Raw genomic sequence first — 20,085 nt, 5'->3', positions numbered from 1 at the left:
GTTTTCTTGCGTTTCAGGGCCCTCCGCGGGGCCCTGAATGTCATAGGCGTCCGGCCGCCTTCAATGCCAAGTACGCATCCGCCAGTGCCGGCGCCAGGTCGTCCGGTGTCGCGTCCACGACTGTGACGCCGTGACGGCGGAGTTGTTCTGCCGTGCGGTGGCGTTCGGACTGAGCCTGGGCTGCTGCTGCGGCCTCGTAGACGGCGTCCGTGTTTCCGCGCGCCTTGGCCATTTCGGTGATGTGCGGGTCTGCCACTGATGCGAGTAGGACCGTGTGGCGCTGGGTGAGCTGGGAGAGAACCGGGAGCAGGCCTTCTTCTATGGGGGCCGTGTCCAGGGTGGTGAGCAGCACGATCAGGGAGCGGCGGGGTGACGTACGGAGGGCCGTGGCTGTGAGGCCTCGGGCGTCCGTTTCGACGAGCTCCGGCTCGAGTGTGGCCATCGCGTTGACCAGGGAGGGAAGGACGTCGCCTGCTGTGCGGCCCTGAACGAGGGCGCGGACCTTCCGGTCGTAGGCGAGGAGGTCGACGCGGTCGCCGGCGCGGGAGGCGAGGGCTGCGAGGAGGAGGGCCGCGTCCATGGAGGCGTCGAGGCGGGGGGCGTCGCCCACGCGGCCCGCCGAGGTACGGCCGGTGTCGAGGACCAGGAGGATGTGACGGTCGCGTTCGGGGCGCCAGGTGCGTACGGCGACCGTGGACTGGCGGGCTGTGGCGCGCCAGTCGATGGAGCGGGTGTCGTCGCCGGGGACGTACTCGCGCAGGCTGTCGAATTCTGTGCCCTCGCCGCGGGTGAGCACGCTGGTGCGGCCGTCCAGTTCGCGGAGACGGGCCAGTTTGGAGGGCAGGTGCTTGCGGCTGGTGAACGGGGGCAGGACGCGAACCGTCCAAGGGACCTTGTGGGTGCCCTGGCGGGAGAAGAGGCCGAGGGGGCCGTAGGAACGGATGGTGACCCGGTCGGCTTGGCGGTCGCCTCGGCGGGTGGGGCGGAGGCGGGTCGTCACTCGTCGGCGTTCGCCTGCGGGGACCGTGAGGCGGTGGCGGGAGGCCGTCGTTTCTGTGCCTGGCTGCCAGCTGCTGGGGGGCCAGGCGTCGCGCAGGTGGGCGCGGAGGGGGCGGCGGGACGCGTTGGTGATCGTGAGAGTCACGTCTGCTGTGTCTCCCAGGCGTACCGAGGTGTCGCCGGAGCGGGTCAGGCCCAGGCGTCGCACAGGGGCGGCCAGCGCGAAGTCGCAGGCGCAGGCCACGGCCAGGGGTGCGTTGACAGCCAGGATGCCCGTCCAGCCGGGTTCCCAGATGCCGATGGGGAGGGAGCCCAGGGCCGCGAGGAGGGCGGCGCGTCCGGTGAGTGCCATCAGCGGGGGACGGGGACGTGGGTGAGGATCGCGTTGATGACGGAGTCGGCTGTCACGCCTTCCATCTCGGCCTCCGGGCGGAGTTGTACGCGGTGGCGGAGGGTGGGGAGGGCCAGGGCCTTCACGTCGTCCGGGATGACGTAGTCGCGGCCTGTCAGCCAGGCCCAGGCGCGGGCGGTGGCCAGGAGGGCCGTTGCGCCTCGGGGGGAGACGCCGAGGGTGAGGGACGGCGACTCGCGGGTGGCGCGGCAGATGTCGACGACGTAGCCGGTGATCTCCGGGGAGATGGTCGTCTTGGCGACCGCCGCGCGGGCTGCCTCCAGCTCGGCGGGGCCCGCTACGGGGCGTACGCCGGCGGCGTGGAGGTCGCGTGGGTTGAAGCCCTCGGCGTGGCGGGTGAGGACGTCGATCTCGTCCTCACGGGAGGGGAGGGGGATGGTGAGCTTGAGGAGGAAGCGGTCCAGCTGGGCTTCCGGGAGGGGGTAGGTGCCTTCGTACTCCACCGGGTTCTGGGTCGCTGCGACCAGGAACGGGTCGGGGAGGAGGCGGGGGGTGCCGTCGACCGTGACCTGGCGTTCCTCCATGGCTTCCAGGAGGGACGACTGGGTCTTGGGGGGCGTGCGGTTGATCTCGTCGGCGAGGAGGAGGTTGGTGAAGACCGGGCCGGGCTGGAAGGAGAACTCGGCGCTGCGGGTGTCGTAGACCAGGGAGCCGGTCACGTCGCTCGGCATCAGGTCGGGGGTGAACTGGACGCGCTTGGTGTCGAGTTCGAGGGCCGAGGCGAGGGCGCGGACCAGGAGGGTCTTGGCGACGCCGGGGACGCCTTCGAGGAGGACGTGGCCGCGGCAGAGCAGGGCGACGACGAGGCCGGTCACGGCGGGGTCCTGGCCGACCACGGCCTTGGCGATCTCGGCGCGCAGGGCCTCCAGGGCGGCTCGGGCGGTGCCCGGGTCCCCGGTCTGCCCGGCGTTGTCAGTGGTCGGGTCCATCATGGACGGCGTACCTCTCTTTCGAGGGCGTCGAGTCGGTCGGCGAGTGCGATGAGTGCTGCGTCGTCGCTGGGCGGTGGTCCGAAGAGGAGTGCGTGCAGGTCCTGTCCGTCGCCGTGGAGGTGGGAGGACAGGGCGGGGAGCAGGGCCTCGGGCGTGTGCGCCTGGGTGACGGGGACGCCTGTGAGGGGGGCGAGGCGGGTGCGGGTCGTGGAGCGAAGAGCGTTTGCCGCGCGGTCGCGGGCGTCGGCCTTGCGGTAGAGGCGGGCGCGGCCTTCCGTGGTTTCGGAGGCGCGGATCGCCACGGGGAGTTTTTCGGGCACGAGAGGGCCGAGCCGGCGTGCCCGCCAGAGGGCGGCCAGGGCTGCGGCGATGAAGAGTTGCAGGCTGCCCCAGAGCCAGCCCGAGGGGAGCAGGTCGAAGAAGCCGCGTTCGTCGTCGGGCCCGGTGGCCGACGTGTCGGAAAGCGAGGGGAGGTACCAGACCAGATGGGGGCGGGAGCCGAGGAGTTGGAGGGCGAGCGAGGCGTTGCCCTGCTGGTCGAGGCGGTCGTTGAGGAGGATGTCGGGCGCGCCGAGGGCGACGGTGTCGCCGTTCCCGGTCGTGTCCGGGATGCGCAGCAGGGTGGCCAGGCGCTCGCTGGGGTAGCACTGGTCGGCGTCGAGGTGGGTGGTGGTGTAGCGGACGCCGCCCGTGTCCGCGGTGCCCGCGCGCTGGGCGGCTGGCAGGTCGCAGTCGGGGGCGAGCGTCGAGTCAAGGCTGGTGGCGGGGTCGGCGGTGACGCCGGGGGCGAGCCGTTCGACGGAGGCGCTGCCGGAGGCGACCAGGACGGTGCGGCCGCCGGTCTCGGCGAACGAGTTGTGCAGGCGGGACTGCTGACCTCGGGTCAGCAGGTCGGGGGCGGCGACCAGAAGGGTCGTGTCCGGACCGGATGCGGCGGCTGCCTCGTCCAGGGTGGTCACCACGCGGGTGTCCACGCCACGGTCGGCGAGGAGTTCGGCGACGGCGCGGCTGCCGTTGGGGTCGGCGGAGCGCGGGTCGAGTTCGCCGTGCCGGGCGTCGGAGCGGATCACGGCGATGGCGATGGCTCCCACGACGAGCAGTACGAGAGCGAGCGCGATACCGCGCGTGCGGGTCCACACCTGGCGGGCGGTGGGCGAGGCCGAGGTGGACGGGAGCGTGGCCTCGGTGGTCATTCGGCGGCTCCCTGGCGGGTGTGGGGGGCCGTGCTGTGGGCGCTGCTGGTCGCGAGTTGGGGCTTGGTGCGTTCCAGGTCGCGGTCGAGTTCGGCGATGCGGTGGTACGACTGCTCGGTCGCCGAGCGGCCGCCGTACGTCACGTCGTCGAAGTCCCGGGCGGCGGCGCGCAGTCGGTCGGTGTGGGCGGGCAGGGCCCGGCCGGCTTCGGCGGCGGCCTCGTCGGCGGTGCGGCCGGGGCGGACGTCGAGGAGTGCGCGTTCCTCCAGGGCGCGGACGAGGGCGCGCATGCGTTCCTGGACGGCCTGGTTCCAGTGGCCCTGGGCCGCGTGTGCCTCGGCGGCGGCGCGGTGGTCGGCGGCGCTGCGGGGGCGGTCGTCGAACAGGGCGGCGGACGAGGTGGATTGGCGGCGCGGGGTGCCCAGGCGCCACCACAGGGCGCCCAGGACCGCGATGACAGCCAGGATGATGACGACCAGGCCGAGTGCGCCGCCGGGTGTTGCGGACGAGGCGGCGTTGAGCAGTTTGTCGAGCCAGTCCCAGAAGCGGTCGAGGGCGCGCTGGAACAGGCTGGGGTCGTTCTCGTGGTACATCCGCTTGGACAGCTCGCGTCGGGCCGCCTCGCGCGCGGGGTCGCGTGGGGTGGTGAGGGGCGGCTCGTCGGTGGAGCGCGCCGACGACAGTACGGAGGTGTCGCCGGCGCGCAGCAGCGTCCGTATGGCGGTGCGTGACAGTGCCGTTGTGAGAGGTTCCCCCGCCCAGCTCACCGCATCAGCTCCCCGGGGTGGTGCCGGGGGCGTGGGGGCCGTAGCCCTGGACGCCTGCGGCGCGGGCCAGTTCGAGGTCGAGGGCCTCGCGGCGGATGCGCTGGTCGATGTAGAGGAGCACGGTGACGCCCGCCGTGATCGGGAAGGTGATCATGGAGCCGATCACCGCGCCGATGCCGCTGACGATGAGGAACGTCCAGCCGAGGTTGGCTCCGCCGCTGTTGAGCCAGCCGGTGACGCCGTCGCCGCTGAGGGCCGAGGCGAGGAAGGTGAACGGGATGACGATGATCGAGGCGACGACGTTCGCGATGATCGTGGCGAGCAGCTGGATGCCGAAGATCCGCCACCAGGTGCCCTGGACGAGCTTCGCGGAGCGGCTCATGGCCTTCTTGATGCCCTGCTTCTCCAGCATGAGGGCGGGCGAGGCCAGGGAGAAGCGGATCATCAGCCAGAGGGCGACGATGCCGGCGCCGATGACGCCCAGGACGGTGAGGGCGACGCCTGCCCCGGTGCTCCCGGAGACGGTGACGAGGATGCCGGGCAGGGTGCCGACGGTGACGATGCCGGCGGTGATGAGCAGCAACAGGCAGATGAGGCCGAACAGTTTGACGACCTGAGGGCGGGCGTCCCGCCAGGCCTCGCCGATGGTCACCGATTTGCCGAGTACGGCGCGGCTGGTGACGGTGGTGAGCAGTGCGGTCGCGATGACGGTGCCGACCAGGGAGATCACGAAGACGACGGTGGAGTTGAGCAGGGCGTCGCTCATGGCGCGGCTCAGCTCGCTGAGGGTGGCGCTCGGGTCGTTGAGGGCTTCGGTGCTGGAGTCGTCCAGGACGAGGCCCTGGAACAGGACGACGATGATCTCGGTGAGGACCGCGACGGTCAGGGAGATGCCCAGGACCGTGCGCCAGTAGGTGCGCATGGTGGAGACGGCGCCGTCGAGGATCTCGCCCACGCCGAGCGGGCGGAGCGGGATGATGCCGGGCTTGGCGGCGGGCGGGGGGCCGCCCCAGCCGCTTCCCCAGCCACCGTAGGCGCCGGGGGTTCCGTATCCGCCGTTTCCGCCGGGGCCTGCGGGGCCGCCGGGACCGTATCCGGCCGGGCCGTGGCCGCCGGGGGGCTGGGTGCCCCAGCCCGGGCCGGGTGGCGGGGGCGGGGGAGCCTGACCGGGGACGGTCGGGGCGCTGGGGGCGGACCACTGGGCGGGTGGCGGCTGGTCCTTGGACCACTGCGGGCCGGGGCCCTGCGGGGCCTGGCCCGGCTGGCCCGCTTGGCCGGGCTGGTCCGCGGGTTGTGCGGGGCCGGGGCGGTCGGTGGGCTCGGCAGCGCCGGACTGGTCCGGCTGCTGCCCGTCGGACGGGGCGGATCCGGGCGAGGCCCAGCCCGGAGTGTCGTTCATCGTCGCTCCTTCACGGTGCCCGTCCGCGGTCGCGGCGGCAGGTTGGCAGCCATCGTGCCATGGGGTGGTCTTGGAATGACCGGCCGCGGTATGGGCTGCGTACCTTCAATTGTCCGCTCGATTGGGGGCAGACTGACCGCATGGCTGATCAGTACGCGTACAGCGGCGATGACAAGCGGCCGACCGAGATCCCCGCGATCCGTTGGGAGGAGCCACCGGAAGGACCCGTTCTGGTCCTTCTCGACCAGACGAGGCTGCCGGCCGAGGAGGTCGAACTGGTCTGTACGGACGCGTCCGCGCTCGTGGAGGCGATCCGCTCGCTCGCCGTGCGCGGGGCGCCGCTGCTCGGTATCGCGGGGGCGTACGGTGTCGCGCTCGCCGCCGTGCGGGGCTTCGACGTGGACGAGGCCGCGGGGGCGCTGGCGAGCGCCCGGCCGACCGCGGTGAACCTGGCCCTCGGTGTGCGCCGGGCGCACTCGGCCCATGAGGCGGCGCTCGCCAAGGGCGGTGATGTCAGGCAGGCGGCCTCGGCGGCGCTGGCCGCGGCGCGGCAATTGCACCGGGAGGATGCCGAGGCCAGTGCGCGGATGGCCGAGCACGGGCTGACGCTGCTGGACGAGTTGCTGCCCGGTGGCGGGCACCGGGTGCTCACTCACTGCAACACCGGTTCGCTGGTGTCGGGCGGGGAGGGGACGGCGTTCGCGGTGGCGCTCGCGGCGCACCGGGTGGGCCGGCTGCGGCGGCTGTGGGTGGACGAGACGCGTCCGTTGCTGCAGGGCGCTCGCCTGACGGCGTACGAGGCGGCGCGCAGCGGGATGGCGTACACGCTGCTCACCGACAACGCGGCGGGGTCGCTGTTCGCCGCGGGGGAGGTGGACGCGGTGCTGATCGGGGCGGACCGCATCACGGCGGACGGTTCGGTGGCGAACAAGGTGGGGAGCTATCCGCTGGCGGTGCTGGCGCGGTACCACCATGTGCCGTTCATCGTGGTGGCGCCGGTGACGACGGTGGATCCGGACACCCCGGACGGGGCGTCGATCGAGGTCGAGCAGCGGCCCGGTCACGAGGTGACCGAGGTGGTGGCGCCGCAGGTGCCGGTGGCCGGTACGGCGGAGGCGGGGGGCGGCATTCCCGTGGCGCCGCTGGGGACGCAGGCGTACAACCCGGCGTTCGACGTGACCCCGGCCGAGCTGGTGACGGCGATCGTCACGGAGGAGGGTGTGGTTTCGCCGGTGACGGCTGAGGCGCTCGCCGAGGTGTGTGCGCGGTCGCGCAGGGTGACGACGGGCTGAATCGGACGGCTGCCGGAGCGTGTGGGGGCGGGCGGGCTCCGGTGGTCGCGTCCCTCACCCGTGTGCCGGGGCCCTGGCCGACGGGCGTCGTCGAGATCAACTGTGGGCCGGCGAGGGCAGACAGTAGCGCTTGCTGCGACTATGGTCACTGGCCGGTGACCTACCTCACCACTGCCTTCGCCACTGTTATGAGAATGGGATGATGTCGTTTATGAAGGGACGAGTCCTTGTCGTCGACGACGACACCGCACTGGCCGAGATGCTCGGCATCGTGCTGCGTGGTGAGGGTTTTGAGCCGTCTTTCGTGGCCGACGGTGACAGGGCGCTGGCCGCTTTCCGTGAGGCCAAGCCCGATCTGGTGCTGCTGGACCTGATGCTGCCCGGTCGGGACGGCATCGAGGTGTGCCGTCTGATCAGGGCGGAGTCCGGGGTGCCGATCGTGATGCTCACGGCGAAGAGCGACACGGTCGACGTCGTGGTGGGTCTGGAGTCGGGTGCCGACGACTACATCGTGAAGCCGTTCAAGCCGAAGGAGCTGGTCGCCCGGATCCGGGCGCGGCTGCGGAGGTCGGAGGAGCCCGCTCCGGAGCAGCTCGCCATCGGTGACCTGGTCATCGACGTGGCCGGGCACTCCGTGAAGCGGGACGGGCAGTCGATCGCGCTGACGCCGCTGGAGTTCGACCTGCTGGTCGCGCTCGCGCGCAAGCCGTGGCAGGTGTTCACGCGCGAGGTGCTGCTGGAGCAGGTGTGGGGCTACCGGCACGCGGCGGACACGCGGCTGGTCAACGTGCACGTACAGCGGCTGCGCTCCAAGGTCGAGAAGGACCCGGAGAAGCCGGAGATCGTGGTGACCGTCCGTGGCGTCGGGTACAAGGCAGGACCGAGCTGACATGTCCGGCGACAGTGCCGCTTCGGCGCCCGGACGGTCCGGGGCCCGCCCGGGGCGGCCTGTCGGGCGGAAGAAGGCGGGTTCCCGCTGGGGACGGTTCCTGGAGAGCGGGCTGCTGCTCCAGGGCGGGGTTCAGGGCAGTCCGGTCATCCGCCTGTTCATGCGGTGGGTACGCCGGCCGCTGCTGCCCGTCATGCGGCTGTGGCGGCGCAACATCCAGCTCAAGGTCGTCGTCACGACGCTGCTGATGTCGCTGGGCGTGGTGCTGCTGCTGGGCTTCGTCGTCATCGGGCAGGTGCGCAACGGCCTGCTGGACGCCAAGGTGAAGGCGTCCCAGAGCCAGGCCACCGGTGGGTTCGCCGTGGCCAAGCAGCGGGCCGACGAGGCGGCGAGCGGGACCGGCGACGACGTCGCCACGGCGGACGGCCGTCCCGCGCAGAACGTCATTCAGTGGATGAGTGATCTGGTGTCCTCGCTGTCCAGCGGCGGGCAGGGCGCTTTCGACGTGGTCACGCTTCCGGCTTCCGACGCCGACGGTGCCGGTGGGCGCGGTCCGCGTGCCTCCGGTGAGGTGGACTGGAGCAAGAGCGTGCCCGCGGCGCTGCGGGAGCGGATCGGCAGCAGTACGGCGGCCGCGCAGAGCTACAGCCGGGTCATCTACAACAACGACACCAAGGACTCCCAGCCCGCCCTGGTCATCGGCAAGCAGGTCAACGACCCGAACGGCGATCCGTACCAGCTCTACTACCTCTTCCCGCTCACCCAGGAGGAGAAGTCCCTGAGCCTGGTCAAGGGGACTCTGGCGACCGCCGGGCTGTTCGTCGTGGTGCTGCTCGGGGCCATCGCCTGGCTCGTGGTGCGCCAGGTCGTCACGCCGGTGCGGATGGCTGCGGGGATCGCCGAGCGGCTGTCGGCCGGGCGGCTTCAGGAACGTATGAAGGTCACCGGCGAGGACGACATCGCGCGTCTCGGCGAGGCCTTCAACAAGATGGCCCAGAACCTTCAGCTGAAGATCAGCCAGCTCGAGGACCTGTCGCGGATGCAGCGCCGGTTCGTGTCGGACGTGTCGCACGAGCTGCGTACGCCGCTGACGACCGTACGGATGGCGGCTGACGTCATCCATGAGGCTCGGGAGGACTTCGACCCGATCACCGCGCGGTCCGCCGAGCTGCTCGCCGACCAGCTGGACCGGTTCGAGTCGCTGCTCGCGGACCTGCTGGAGATCAGCCGTTTCGACGCGGGTGCCGCGGCGCTGGAGGCGGAGCCGATAGACCTCAGGGAGGTCGTGCGGCGGGTGGTCAGCGGGGCCGAGCCGCTCGCGGAGCGCAAGGGCACGCAGATCCGGGTGTCCGGCGATCAGCAGCCCGTCGTCGCCGAGGCCGACGCCCGGCGTGTGGAGCGCGTGCTGCGCAACCTCGTCGTGAACGCCGTCGAGCACGGTGAGGGCAGGGACGTCGTCGTCAAGCTCGCCGCGGCCGGCGGCGCGGTCGCCGTCGCGGTGCGGGACTACGGGGTCGGGCTGAAGCCGGGCGAGGCGACCCGGGTGTTCAGCCGCTTCTGGCGGGCCGACCCGGCACGCGCGCGTACGACGGGTGGTACGGGGCTGGGGCTGTCCATCGCCCTGGAGGACGCGCGGTTGCACGGCGGCTGGCTGCAGGCGTGGGGTGAGCCGGGCGGCGGCTCGCAGTTCCGGCTGACGCTGCCCAGGACCGCGGACGAGCCGCTGCGGGGCTCCCCGATACCGCTGGAGCCCAAGGACTCACGGCGCAACCGGGGGCTGGACGACGCGGGTCTGCCGTGCGGCGGCGGGGACGGCGAGAAGCGGGCGACCGTGCCGGCGCAGCCGGCGGGCGGTCCGGTGCCGCCGCGGAACCCGATACCGCCGAGGGCGGCCACCGTGGCCCCCACGGCCGATCCGACGGCGCTGCCCGGCAACGGCGCGCGCGTGGTGCCGCGGCCCGCCTCGGGCACGCGGCGGCAGGACGATCCGACGGCAGCGGAGCGGCCGGCTCGCGGTGGGGGCGCGGAGGGCACGGCCGGTGCCGGCGGTGTGAGTGGTACGGCGGGGACGGCTCGTGACGAGGGTGCGGGTGAACCGGCCGGAACGGCTCGTGACGGGGCTGGCAGTGGCCCTGCGGGGACGCCCGGGGAACCGGGCGTGAGCGGGCCGCGGGACAAGGACAACGGCTCAGCGGGCTCGTCGGGCAGGGAAACCGAGCCGGGAGACGCGGACAGGCAAGGGGAGGCATCTCGTGGGCGCTGACCGCGAGGGGCGCGGTCGGCGTACGCCCGCGCGCGTGATGGCGTACGCCGCCGGTGGCGTGCTGGTGCTGGCGGGGTGTGCCTCGATGCCGGACAGCGGGGATCTGCGGGGCGTGGAGTCCACACCGCGCCAGGACACCCAGGTGCGGGTGTTCGCCGTGCCGCCGGGGGAGGACGCGCCGCCCTCGGAGATCGTGCAGGGCTTCCTTGAGGCGCTCACCAGCGACGATCCGCACTACAAGACCGCGCGCCAGTACCTGACCGGCGAGGCCGCGAAGACCTGGCGGCCGGAGCTGTCCACCACGGTGCTCACGGACGGGCCGGGTGCCAAGGCCGAGGGTGCCGGCGGCCGGGAGGACACCGGTGAGATCTCGTACACGCTGACCGGCACCAAGGTGGCCACCGTGGACGCGCAGCAGTCGTACGCGCCCGCGACCGGGGCCTACGGCAGGACCGTGCACCTGACGCAGGACGAGAAGAGCGGGCAGTGGCGGATCGACGTGCTGCCCCAGGGCGTCCTCATGGGCCAGTCGGACTTCCAGCGCAACTACATGTCCGTCAGCAAGTACTACTTCGCCTCGAACACCATGGCGGCCGGGGCGAACACGCAGCCCACGGCGGTCGCCGACCCCGTCTACGTCCGCCGTCGCGTGGACCCCATGACGCAGATGGTGCGCTCCCTGCTCAACGGGCCCACGCGGTGGCTCGGGCCCGTGGTCAGGTCGAGCGTCCCCACCGGTACGGCGCTGGCGAAGGATGCCGGAGCGCTGACGCCCGACGAGCGGAACAAGCTGACGGTCCCGCTCAATGACAAGGCCGCGGGCATCGGTACCAACAGGTGCCAGGAGATGGCGGCCCAGACGCTCTTCACGCTGCGGAACCTCAGCCCCGCGGTGGACGAGGTCGAGCTGCGGGCCGACGGGGCCGAGCTGTGCTCGCTCACGCAGGAAGCGGCCGATGCGGCGGCCTTCCGGACCACGGCGCGCCATCCCGACTACCTGTACTTCGTCGACGCCAAGGACCGGCTCGTACGGATCGCGGCGGGCAGCAGCGACACCACGCCGGACACGGCGCCGGGGGCGCTGGGCGAGGGCGACACGGCGCTGCGGTCGGTGGCGGTGTCGCGCGACGAGCACACCGCGGCCGGTGTGGGCCTCGACGGCAGGTCGCTGTACGTGGGATCGCTGGTCTCGGGCGGTTCGCTGGGCGAGCCGGTGCTGCGCAGCCAGGGCCGGACCGAGGAGGACCGGCTGACGAGACCGAGCTGGGACGCGGACGACGGCCTGTGGGTGGCCGACCGTGACCCGGACGACCCCCGGCTGCTTCTGTTCGAGGAGGGCAAGGGAGATCCGCTGGAGGTGCGCACACCGCACCTGGACGGGCGGATCCAGTCTGTGCGGGTGGCCGCCGACGGGGTGCGGATCGCGCTCGTCGTGGAGAAGGGCGGCAAGAAGACCCTGCTCATCGGGCTGATCGAGCGGGAGGAGAAGCCGGGCGAGAAGCCGGCCGTCAGGGTGGTCGAACTTCGCTCCGCGACGCCGGAGTTGGAGGAGGTCACGGCCATGTCATGGGCCGGCGACAGCCGCCTCGTGGTGGTCGGGCGCGAGCACGGGGGCGTGGAGCAGATGCGGTACGTCCAGGTCGACGGCTCCACGCCGGACGTGCCGGCGCCCGCGGCCCTGACCGGTGTCAAGGAGGTCACCGCCGCTGAGGACGACCGGCTGCCGCTGGTGGCGTACTCGGTGGACGGGATCGTCCGGCTGCCGTCGGGCGCGCAGTGGCAGAAGGTGACGGAGGGGACGGCGCCGGTCTATCCGGGGTGAGGCGTCCCGGTGGGGATGTGAAGCGCCCTGGCGGCGATGTGAGGCGTCCTGGCGGGGGCGTGAGGCGTCCTGGCGGGGGCCGGTGACGCGGGCCGGAGGGCCGATGAAGCGGGCCGTCGGCCCGGCCCCGTGCGTTGTCCACAGGGAGTTATCCACAGGGGTGGCCGGGGGCCCTCGCTGTTGGCACAGTGGTGGTCATGCGGGGGTGGTGGCAGGACCTCACCGACCTGGTGCTGCCGGGCGAGTGCGGGGGCTGCGGGATGCCTCGTACGGTGCTCTGCGCGAAGTGCCGTGCGGTGCTGAGCGGAGCCGTGGCGCATCGGGTGCGGCCGGTGACGGAGCCACCGGGCCTGCCTGTGGTGCACGCGGCGGCACGGTACGCGGACGAGGTCCGGGCGACGCTGCTGGCCCACAAGGAACGGGGTGCTCTGGCGCTCGCCGGTCCGCTCGGGGCTGCTCTGGCGGGAGCGGTGCGGGCGGGTCTTCCAGGAGCGCGGAGAGGGCCCTGCACCGGGGCCGAAGGGGCGTGGTCGCGGGGCATCGGGGCGCCTGTGCTGCTCGTGCCCGTTCCGTCCGGACGGCGGGCCGTGCGGGCCCGGGGGCATGATCCGGCGCGGCGGATCGCGCTCGCGGCGGCGGGTGAGCTGCGTCGGAGCGGGGTACCGGCCAGAGCGCTCGGCGTGCTGCGGCAGCGGCGGGCCGTGGCCGATCAGTCGGGGCTCAACTCCCGGCAGCGGCTGGACAATCTCGCGGGCGCGCTGGCGGTGGCGCCCGGTGGTGCCCGGCTGCTCGCCGAGGGCCTGGTGGTCCTCGTCGACGACGTGATGACCACGGGGGCGTCCCTGGCGGAAGCCGCGCGTGCCGTGCGGTCGGCGGCGGGGCTGGTTTCGAACGCTGCGTGGACTGGGGCCGTGTACAGGGGGGAGACGTGGGAAAGCAGAGAAGAACAGAACGTCGGATCAACGCGAGAGAGGACGGGCCGATGGCCCGCCCGGCAGGGAATCACGGGCGCGGGCGGCGCCGGCGGAGTCGTTGACGTGGTGTGCGCGGCTGTGGTCGCGGCATCGCCGGACTCATTCGAAATAAACCGGAACTGACTGAGAACTTGCGTCGTTGCAGGTAACGAGAGGGCCTATTCACCTGAACGGAGGTACGCCGCAGTAGAGGGTGACGACATCCGTCCGGGCGAGATATGTTCGGTTGAGAGGGAAAGCCGCAGGCCACACCTCTCAAAACCGAATGCCGTGCTGCGGGTTTTTCTTCATCACTCGCGACGGTGGAGTGGAGATCTCGCTCACGGGGGAGGAGGTGGAAGTCACCGAGTGTCCGAGGTTCCGGGCCTCACCGGAACCTGGTGCAAAAGGGAGATGCTCCGCACCGAAGCGGAGTGATCCGGGAACGGAGTTCTGCGTGGACATCGTCGTCAAGGGCCGCAAGACCGAGGTGCCCGAGCGGTTCCGGAAGCACGTGGCCGAGAAGCTGAAGCTGGAGAAGATCCAGAAGCTCGATGGCAAGGTGATCAGCCTCGACGTCGAGGTGTCCAAGGAGCCCAACCCCCGGCAGGCCGACCGCTGTGACCGAGTGGAGATCACGCTCCGCTCCCGCGGTCCGGTGATCCGGGCGGAGGCAGCGGCGAGCGATCCGTATGCGGCGCTCGACCTGGCGGCGGAAAAGCTGGAAGCCCGGCTGCGCAGGCAACACGACAAGCGGTTCTCGCGCCGTGGCTCGCGCCGGATTCCGGCCGCCGAGGTCGCCGATCACGTCCCGGGCGTGGCGACGCTCAACGGCAACGGCCTGGTGCCGACTCCTGAGGAAGAGCCGGAAGCCGTGCCGACGAAGAAGATCGGCTCGCTGGAAGTTCAAGGTGACGGCCCCATCGTCGTCCGCGAGAAGACCCACGTCGCAGCCCCCATGACCCTCGACCAGGCTCTCTACGAGATGGAGCTGGTCGGGCATGACTTCTACCTGTTCGTCGACTCCGAGACCAAGGAACCGAGTGTCGTCTACCGACGGCACGCCTACGACTACGGCGTGATCCACCTCAGCACGGACACGATGGTCACCCAGGTGCACGCCCCCGATGCGGGCGGTGCGCTCGGCGGCTGACCGGGTCGGATGACAGCCGGGTGACAGCGGAGCAGGTGCCCCTGGAGCGCGTGTGCGCCCCCAGGGGCACCCCTGTGCGACCACTGCGCGCCCCGCTCGGTCGCCCCGGTGCCGTCCGGGCATGAAATCATGGTGGCCACGACCCAACCGATGGGTCGTTGCTCTGGGTTGGCGATGGCTCAGGACCACAGGCCGCAGCCTTCAGGGGGAGGAACGATGGCGGACAGCTTCGGACCGATGCGTGACGAGGATGCCGACGACGGCGTCGTCGGCATGGGCCCGGACACGGACTCTCCACGCAAGGAACCGATCAGAGTCCTTGTGGTGGACGACCACGCCCTGTTCCGCCGTGGCCTGGAGATCGTGCTCGCGGCCGAGGAGGACATCCAGGTCATCGGGGAGGCCGGCGACGGCGCCGAGGCCGTGGAGAAGGCCGCCGACCTGCTGCCGGACATCGTTCTGATGGACGTGCGGATGCCCAAGCGGGGCGGGATCGAGGCGTGCACCTCCATCAAGGAAGTCGCACCCAGTGCCAAGATCATCATGCTGACGATCAGCGACGAGGAAGCCGATCTCTACGACGCCATCAAGGCGGGTGCGACCGGCTATCTCCTCAAGGAGATCTCGACCGACGAGGTGGCCACCGCCATTCGCGCGGTGGCCGACGGGCAGTCGCAGATCAGCCCGTCCATGGCGTCGAAGCTGCTCACCGAGTTCAAGTCGATGATCCAGCGCACGGACGAGCGCCGGCTGGTGCCCGCGCCGAGGCTGACGGACCGCGAACTCGAAGTCCTCAAACTCGTCGCGACGGGGATGAACAACCGTGACATCGCCAAGGAGTTGTTCATCTCCGAGAACACCGTGAAGAACCATGTGCGCAACATCCTGGAGAAGCTGCAGTTGCACTCCAGGATGGAGGCGGTGGTGTACGCGATGCGGGAGAAGATTCTCGAGATTCGGTGAAACGGTGATCCGGTAGAGCTCAGCCGAGGATGCGGGCGATCTCCTTCGTGAGGGGCTCGCGCAGGGCCGGTGTGTCGACCCGCTCCACGCGTACGTCCGTGCAGTCCACCCAGGTCGCCGCCTCGGCCAGGGCCTGGGCTACGCCCGGGACCGCCTTCGGGCCGTCGAGGGTGACCTGCCTGGCCACCAGCGTGCTGCCCTCGCGGGCCGGGTCCACGCGGCCGACGAGCCGGCCGCCGGCCAGGACCGGCATCGCGAAGTAGCCGTACACCCGCTTCTGCTTGGGGACGTAGGCCTCCAGGCGGTGGGTGAAGCCGAAGATCCGCTCCGTGCGCGCCCGCTCCCAGATCAGGGAGTCGAAGGGCGACAGGAGGGTGGTGCGGTGGCGGCCGCGCGGAGGTGTCTCCAGGGCCGCGGGGTCCGCCCAGGCCGGCTTGGACCAGCCCTCCACGGTGACCGGGACCAGGCCCGAGTCGGCGATCACCGCGTCGACCTGTTCGCCCTTGAGACGGTGGTAGTCGGCGATGTCCGCACGGGTGCCGACGCCTAGGGACTGGCCCGCCAGGCGGACCAGGCGGCGCTGGCACTCGGTGTCATCGAGTTCGTCGTGCAGCAGGGGCTCCGGGACGGCGCGCTCGGCGAGGTCGTAGAGGCGCTTCCAGCCGCGGCGCTCCACGCAGACCACCTCGCCGTACATCAGGGCGCGTTCGACGGCGACCTTCGTGCCGGACCAGTCCCACCAGTCGTTCGTCTTCTTCGCGCCGCCCAATTCCGTGGCGGTGAGGGGGCCTTCGGAGCGGAGCTGCTTGATGACCTGGTCGTAGACACCGTCCGGGAGGTCGTGGTTCCAGTGCGGGCGGTTGCGGTAGGCGCGGCGGCGGAAGGCGAAGTGGGGCCACTCCTCGATGGGGAGGATGCACGCCGCGTGGGACCAGTACTCGAAGGCGTGAGTGTCCTTCCAGTAGGCGTTCTCGACTGTCTTTCGGCCCACCGCGCCCAGGCGGGCGTACGGGACGAGCTCGTGGGAGCGGGCCAGGACCGAGATCGTGTCGAGCTGTATCGCGCCCAGGTGGCGGAGGATGCCGCGGACGCCGGAGCGGCGGTCCGGGGCGCCGAGAAAGCCCTGGGCGCGGAGCGCCAGCCTCCGGGCTTCGTCTGCGGAGAGCTCTGCGGTGGGGCGCGGGGTGGTCATGGGTCCGCACGATAGGGGGTGGGACTGACAAAGGGGTGTGACCTGCAAGGTTGGTTGCTGGTGCCGGGCGTTGCTGCCGGGGCGGGGTGGGTCCGCAGCCCGGCGGCGCGGGGTGTGCCGCTGCGCCCACCCGTGCCGCCCCAGCGGCACGACTGCCCGCGGCTAGGGGGCGGGCAGGTACGGGGCCGTTGACGGGAGGCTCATGTCTGAGGGGAGGAGGGAGCCCACCCAGGAGTCTCGGCGGACTCCCTTGTTGTTGACCGCGGCGCGCAGGGTGCCTTCGATGGTGAAGCCGGAGCGTTCCGCCACCGCGCGGGAGGCGCGGTTGCCCACCTCGGCGCGCCATTCGATGCGGTCGAGCGCGGCGTGGACGAAGGCCCAGCGGCAGGCGGTGAGGACGGCCTCCGTGATGTAGCCGTTGGCGCGGTGCCGCTTCGTGGCCCAGAAGCCGATCTCGCCGACGCCCAGGGCGCGCATGGTGATGCCGAGCATGCCCGCCAGTTCTCCGGAGTGGAGGAAGACGCCGAGAGTGAACATGGACCCGTCCGTCCAGCCGTCCGGGACCATCTGTTCCGTGAAGCCCTGGGCGTGCTCGCGGAGGTAGGGCGAGGGGATCGTGGTCCAGCGCTGGATGTCGGGGTCCTGGCAGGCGTCGTACACCGCGTCGGTGTCCTGAGGGCCGACCGTGCGCAGCAGGAGGCGGTCCGTGGTGAGGGTGACGGGGTCCATCGGCCGATCCTCCCGGAGGTCGTCGAAGGTGTCATCTGTTTGCGGTGAGTGAGCGCGTTATCACGCTTCGCTTAATTCCGTCGGGGGATGCGGCACTATCCGCGGCGCCCGGACGTTGTCCCCTTTGAAGCACACGTGAATCAGAATTGAAGCAGCGGACGGTCGCCGTCACGGCAGGCCCTCCCGGCGCGGTGGGGTCCTCGCATACGATGGCCGTTGCTCAGTAAGTCAAGTGGTAACCGACCGTCCCAGGCCCGACCGGCAAGGAGACCAACCCCCGTGTCCGTCCTCTCGAAGATCATGCGTGCAGGCGAAGGCAAGATCCTGCGCAAGCTGCACCGCATCGCGGACCAGGTCAAGTCCATCGAAGAGGACTTCGTCGACCTCTCCGACGCCGAGCTGCGGGCCCTCACCGATGAGTACAAGCAGCGCTACACCGACGGTGAGACCCTGGACGACCTGCTGCCCGAGGCGTTCGCCACCGTCCGCGAGGCCGCCAAGCGCGTCCTCGGCCAGCGTCATTACGACGTGCAGATGATGGGCGGCGCCGCCCTGCACATGGGCTACGTGGCAGAGATGAAGACCGGCGAGGGCAAGACCCTGGTCGGCACGCTGCCGGCGTATCTGAACGCCCTGTCCGGCAAGGGCGTCCACATCATCACGGTCAACGACTACCTGGCCGAGCGCGACTCCGAGATGATGGGCCGCGTCCACCGGTTCCTGGGCCTCGAGGTCGGCTGCATCCTCGCCAACATGACGCCGGCTCAGCGCCGCGAGCAGTACGCCTGCGACATCACCTACGGCACGAACAACGAGTTCGGCTTCGACTATCTGCGCGACAACATGGCGTGGTCCCAGGACGAGCTCGTCCAGCGCGGCCACAACTACGCCATCGTCGACGAGGTCGACTCCATCCTCATCGACGAGGCCCGTACGCCGCTGATCATCTCCGGCCCTGCCGACCAGGCCACCAAGTGGTACGGCGACTTCGCCAAGCTGGTGAAGCGGCTGAAGCGCGGCGAGGCCGGCAACCCGCTCAAGGGGCTCGAGGAGACCGGCGACTACGACGTCGACGAGAAGAAGCGCACGGTCGCCATCCACGAGTCCGGTGTCGCCAAGGTCGAGGACTGGCTGGGCATCGACAACCTCTACGAGTCGGTGAACACCCCTCTGGTGGGCTACCTGAACAACGCCATCAAGGCGAAGGAGCTCTTCAAGAAGGACAAGGACTACGTCATCATCGACGACGAGGTCATGATCGTCGACGAGCACACCGGACGTATCCTCGCCGGCCGCCGCTACAACGAGGGCATGCACCAGGCGATCGAGGCGAAGGAGGGGGTGCCGATCAAGGACGAGAACCAGACGCTCGCCACGATCACCCTCCAGAACTTCTTCCGCCTCTACAAGCGCCACGACCACGACGAGAAGGAACAGCACGGTCTGGCCGGCATGACCGGTACGGCCATGACCGAGGCCGCCGAGTTCCACCAGATCTACAAGCTCGGCGTGGTCCCGATCCCGACCAACCGGCCGATGGTCCGCAAGGACCAGTCGGACCTGATCTACCGGACCGAGGTCGCCAAGTTCGAGGCGGTCGTCGACGACATCGAGGAGAAGCACCGCAAGGGGCAGCCGATCCTCGTCGGCACCACCTCGGTCGAGAAGTCCGAGTACCTCTCGCAGCAGCTCAGCAAGCGCGGCATCCAGCACGAGGTGCTGAACGCCAAGCAGCACGACCGTGAGGCGACGATCGTCGCCCAGGCCGGCCGCAAGGGCGCCGTCACGGTGGCCACGAACATGGCCGGTCGTGGCACGGACATCAAGCTCGGCGGCAACCCGGAGGACCTCGCCGAGGCGGAGCTGCGCCAGCGCGGTCTCGACCCCGAGGAGCACATCGAGGAGTGGGCGCACGCCCTGCCCGAGGCGCTCAAGCGGGCCGCGAAGGCCGTCCAGGCCGAGAAGGACGAGGTCGAGAAGCTCGGCGGGCTCTACGTGCTGGGCACCGAGCGGCACGAGTCGCGGCGGATCGACAACCAGCTGCGCGGTCGTTCCGGCCGTCAGGGTGACCCGGGCGAGTCCCGCTTCTACCTCTCGCTCGGCGACGACCTGATGCGGCTGTTCAAGGCCCAGATGGTCGAGCGCGTGATGTCGATGGCGAACGTCCCGGACGACGTGCCGATCGAGAACAAGATGGTCACGCGCGCGATCGCCTCCGCCCAGTCGCAGGTCGAGCAGCAGAACTTCGAGACCCGTAAGAACGTTTTGAAGTACGACGAGGTGCTCAACCGTCAGCGTGAGGTCATCTACGGCGAGCGTCGCCGCGTCCTGGAGGGCGAGGACCTGCACGAGCAGGTGCAGCACTTCATGGACGACACCATCGACGCCTACGTCCAGGCCGAGACGGCCGAGGGCTTCCCCGAGGACTGGGACCTCGACCGGCTGTGGGGTGCCTTCAAGCAGCTCTACCCGTCCAAGATCACGATCGAGGAGCTGGAGGAGGCCGCCGGTGACCGGGCGGGCCTGACCGCCGAGTTCATCGGTGACTCCATCAAGGACGACATCCACGAGCAGTACGAGGAGCGTGAGGCACAGCTCGGCTCCGAGATCATGCGTGAGCTGGAGCGCCGGGTCGTGCTCTCGGTCCTGGACCGCAAGTGGCGCGAGCACCTCTACGAGATGGACTACCTCCAGGAGGGCATCGGCCTGCGCGCGATGGCGCAGAAGGACCCGCTGGTCGAGTACCAGCGCGAGGGCTTCGACATGTTCACCGCCATGATGGAGGGCATCAAGGAGGAGTCCGTCGGCTACCTGTTCAACCTGGAGGTCCAGGTCGAGCAGCAGGTCGAGGAGGTCCCGGTCGAGGACACCAAGCCGGTGGCCGACCTCGAGAAGCAGGACGCCGTGCCGGCGCAGGCGGGCTCCCGGCCGGAGATCCGCGCCAAGGGGCTCGACGTCCCGCAGCGGCGCAACCTCCACTTCTCCGCACCGACGGTCGACGGTGAGGGCGGCACCATCGAGGGCGACTTCACCGAGGACGGCGAGCCGGTGCGCTCCGAGTCCGACGGCCTGACGCGCGCGGAGCGCCGGAAGCAGGCGAAGGGCCGGGGGCGCCGCAAGAAGTGAC

At 70.8% G+C, this 20,085-nt stretch carries 15 protein-coding genes; 8 read left to right on the top strand and 7 right to left on the bottom strand.

The features are described 5' to 3' along the window. Positions 1–40: 40 nt before the first annotated feature. The 5 genes from ACFTZL_RS20505 to ACFTZL_RS20485 are packed head-to-tail and all read right to left on the bottom strand — an operon-like array spanning position 41 to position 5,702. Complete coding sequence (locus ACFTZL_RS20505; RefSeq protein WP_382584591.1) at positions 41–1,351, bottom strand: DUF58 domain-containing protein; 1,311 nt, start codon at positions 1,349–1,351, stop codon at positions 41–43. Further along, entirely contained in the window at positions 1,351–2,340 is a 990-nt protein-coding gene (locus ACFTZL_RS20500; RefSeq protein ID WP_382584594.1) for an AAA family ATPase, read from the bottom strand. Before ACFTZL_RS20500 ends, ACFTZL_RS20505 begins: the two co-directional genes overlap by 1 nt. Next, positions 2,340–3,536 (bottom strand): DUF4350 domain-containing protein, encoded by a 1,197-nt coding sequence (locus ACFTZL_RS20495; RefSeq protein ID WP_382584588.1) that lies wholly within the window; start codon positions 3,534–3,536, stop codon positions 2,340–2,342. Before ACFTZL_RS20495 ends, ACFTZL_RS20500 begins: the two co-directional genes overlap by 1 nt. Continuing rightward, the gene (locus tag ACFTZL_RS20490; protein ID WP_382584585.1) at positions 3,533–4,303 is read right to left on the bottom strand and encodes a DUF4129 domain-containing protein; all 771 of its coding nucleotides are present in this window, start codon (positions 4,301–4,303) and stop codon (positions 3,533–3,535) included. Before ACFTZL_RS20490 ends, ACFTZL_RS20495 begins: the two co-directional genes overlap by 4 nt. A gap of 4 nt (positions 4,304–4,307) precedes the next feature. Beyond that, the gene (locus tag ACFTZL_RS20485) at positions 4,308–5,702 is read right to left on the bottom strand and encodes a glycerophosphoryl diester phosphodiesterase membrane domain-containing protein (RefSeq protein ID WP_382584582.1); all 1,395 of its coding nucleotides are present in this window, start codon (positions 5,700–5,702) and stop codon (positions 4,308–4,310) included. Positions 5,703–5,842: 140 nt separating this feature from the next. Between ACFTZL_RS20485 and mtnA the strand changes: the two genes are divergently transcribed. The 7 genes from mtnA to ACFTZL_RS20450 all read left to right on the top strand — a co-directional run bounded on the left by mtnA (position 5,843) and on the right by ACFTZL_RS20450 (position 15,037). Next, positions 5,843–6,994 carry an S-methyl-5-thioribose-1-phosphate isomerase gene (gene mtnA, locus ACFTZL_RS20480; RefSeq protein ID WP_382584579.1) on the top strand — a complete coding sequence of 384 codons (1,152 nt, stop codon included), beginning with the start codon at positions 5,843–5,845 and terminating at the stop codon, positions 6,992–6,994. Between the two features lie 199 nt (positions 6,995–7,193). Next, positions 7,194–7,883, top strand: a complete 690-nt coding sequence (mtrA, locus tag ACFTZL_RS20475) for a two-component system response regulator MtrA (RefSeq protein ID WP_382584576.1) — start codon at positions 7,194–7,196, stop codon at positions 7,881–7,883. A 1-nt stretch (position 7,884) separates the two neighbouring features. Further along, on the top strand, positions 7,885–10,146 hold the full coding sequence (gene mtrB, locus ACFTZL_RS20470) for an MtrAB system histidine kinase MtrB (RefSeq protein WP_382584573.1): 2,262 nt from the start codon (positions 7,885–7,887) through the stop codon (positions 10,144–10,146). Beyond that, positions 10,136–11,968, top strand: a complete 1,833-nt coding sequence (locus tag ACFTZL_RS20465; protein WP_382584570.1) for an LpqB family beta-propeller domain-containing protein — start codon at positions 10,136–10,138, stop codon at positions 11,966–11,968. The genes mtrB and ACFTZL_RS20465 overlap by 11 nt, the downstream gene beginning before the upstream one ends. A gap of 197 nt (positions 11,969–12,165) precedes the next feature. After that, a complete protein-coding gene (locus ACFTZL_RS20460; protein ID WP_382584567.1) occupies positions 12,166–13,065 on the top strand; it encodes a ComF family protein in 900 nt (299 codons plus the stop codon). 313 nt (positions 13,066–13,378) lie between these two features. Then, complete coding sequence (gene hpf, locus ACFTZL_RS20455; RefSeq protein ID WP_382584564.1) at positions 13,379–14,074, top strand: ribosome hibernation-promoting factor, HPF/YfiA family; 696 nt, start codon at positions 13,379–13,381, stop codon at positions 14,072–14,074. A gap of 216 nt (positions 14,075–14,290) precedes the next feature. Continuing rightward, positions 14,291–15,037 (top strand): response regulator transcription factor, encoded by a 747-nt coding sequence (locus tag ACFTZL_RS20450; protein ID WP_010039804.1) that lies wholly within the window; start codon positions 14,291–14,293, stop codon positions 15,035–15,037. 19 nt (positions 15,038–15,056) lie between these two features. Here ACFTZL_RS20450 and ACFTZL_RS20445 read toward each other — a convergent pair whose 3' ends face one another. Then, positions 15,057–16,229: a winged helix-turn-helix domain-containing protein gene (locus tag ACFTZL_RS20445; RefSeq protein WP_382584561.1), complete on the bottom strand. Its 1,173-nt coding sequence runs from the start codon at positions 16,227–16,229 to the stop codon at positions 15,057–15,059. 162 nt (positions 16,230–16,391) lie between these two features. Further along, positions 16,392–16,958: a GNAT family N-acetyltransferase gene (locus ACFTZL_RS20440; protein ID WP_382584558.1), complete on the bottom strand. Its 567-nt coding sequence runs from the start codon at positions 16,956–16,958 to the stop codon at positions 16,392–16,394. 279 nt (positions 16,959–17,237) lie between these two features. Here ACFTZL_RS20440 and secA point away from each other — a divergent pair, with 279 nt between their 5' ends. Beyond that, positions 17,238–20,084, top strand: a complete 2,847-nt coding sequence (gene secA, locus ACFTZL_RS20435; RefSeq protein WP_382584555.1) for a preprotein translocase subunit SecA — start codon at positions 17,238–17,240, stop codon at positions 20,082–20,084. Position 20,085 lies beyond the last annotated feature (1 nt).

It is taken from the genome of Streptomyces sp. NPDC056948 (assembly GCF_042674225.1).
GTDB classification, from domain to species: Bacteria; Actinomycetota; Actinomycetes; order Streptomycetales; family Streptomycetaceae; genus Streptomyces; species Streptomyces purpurascens.
This window is presented reverse-complemented; position numbering and strand designations above follow the sequence as displayed.

Excerpts from the sequence above, each read along its gene's own strand:
- ACFTZL_RS20505 (WP_382584591.1), bottom strand. The coding sequence starts at position 1,351 with ATGGCACTCACCGGACGCGCCGCCCTCCTCGCGGCCCTGGGCTCCCTC.
- ACFTZL_RS20500 (WP_382584594.1), bottom strand. The coding sequence starts at position 2,340 with ATGGACCCGACCACTGACAACGCCGGGCAGACCGGGGACCCGGGCACC.
- ACFTZL_RS20495 (WP_382584588.1), bottom strand. The coding sequence starts at position 3,536 with ATGACCACCGAGGCCACGCTCCCGTCCACCTCGGCCTCGCCCACCGCC.
- ACFTZL_RS20485 (WP_382584582.1), bottom strand. The coding sequence starts at position 5,702 with ATGAACGACACTCCGGGCTGGGCCTCGCCCGGATCCGCCCCGTCCGAC.
- mtnA (WP_382584579.1), top strand. The coding sequence starts at position 5,843 with ATGGCTGATCAGTACGCGTACAGCGGCGATGACAAGCGGCCGACCGAG.
- mtrA (WP_382584576.1), top strand. The coding sequence starts at position 7,194 with ATGATGTCGTTTATGAAGGGACGAGTCCTTGTCGTCGACGACGACACC.
- mtrB (WP_382584573.1), top strand. The coding sequence starts at position 7,885 with ATGTCCGGCGACAGTGCCGCTTCGGCGCCCGGACGGTCCGGGGCCCGC.
- ACFTZL_RS20460 (WP_382584567.1), top strand. The coding sequence starts at position 12,166 with ATGCGGGGGTGGTGGCAGGACCTCACCGACCTGGTGCTGCCGGGCGAG.
- ACFTZL_RS20450 (WP_010039804.1), top strand. The coding sequence starts at position 14,291 with ATGGCGGACAGCTTCGGACCGATGCGTGACGAGGATGCCGACGACGGC.
- ACFTZL_RS20445 (WP_382584561.1), bottom strand. The coding sequence starts at position 16,229 with ATGACCACCCCGCGCCCCACCGCAGAGCTCTCCGCAGACGAAGCCCGG.
- ACFTZL_RS20440 (WP_382584558.1), bottom strand. The coding sequence starts at position 16,958 with ATGGACCCCGTCACCCTCACCACGGACCGCCTCCTGCTGCGCACGGTC.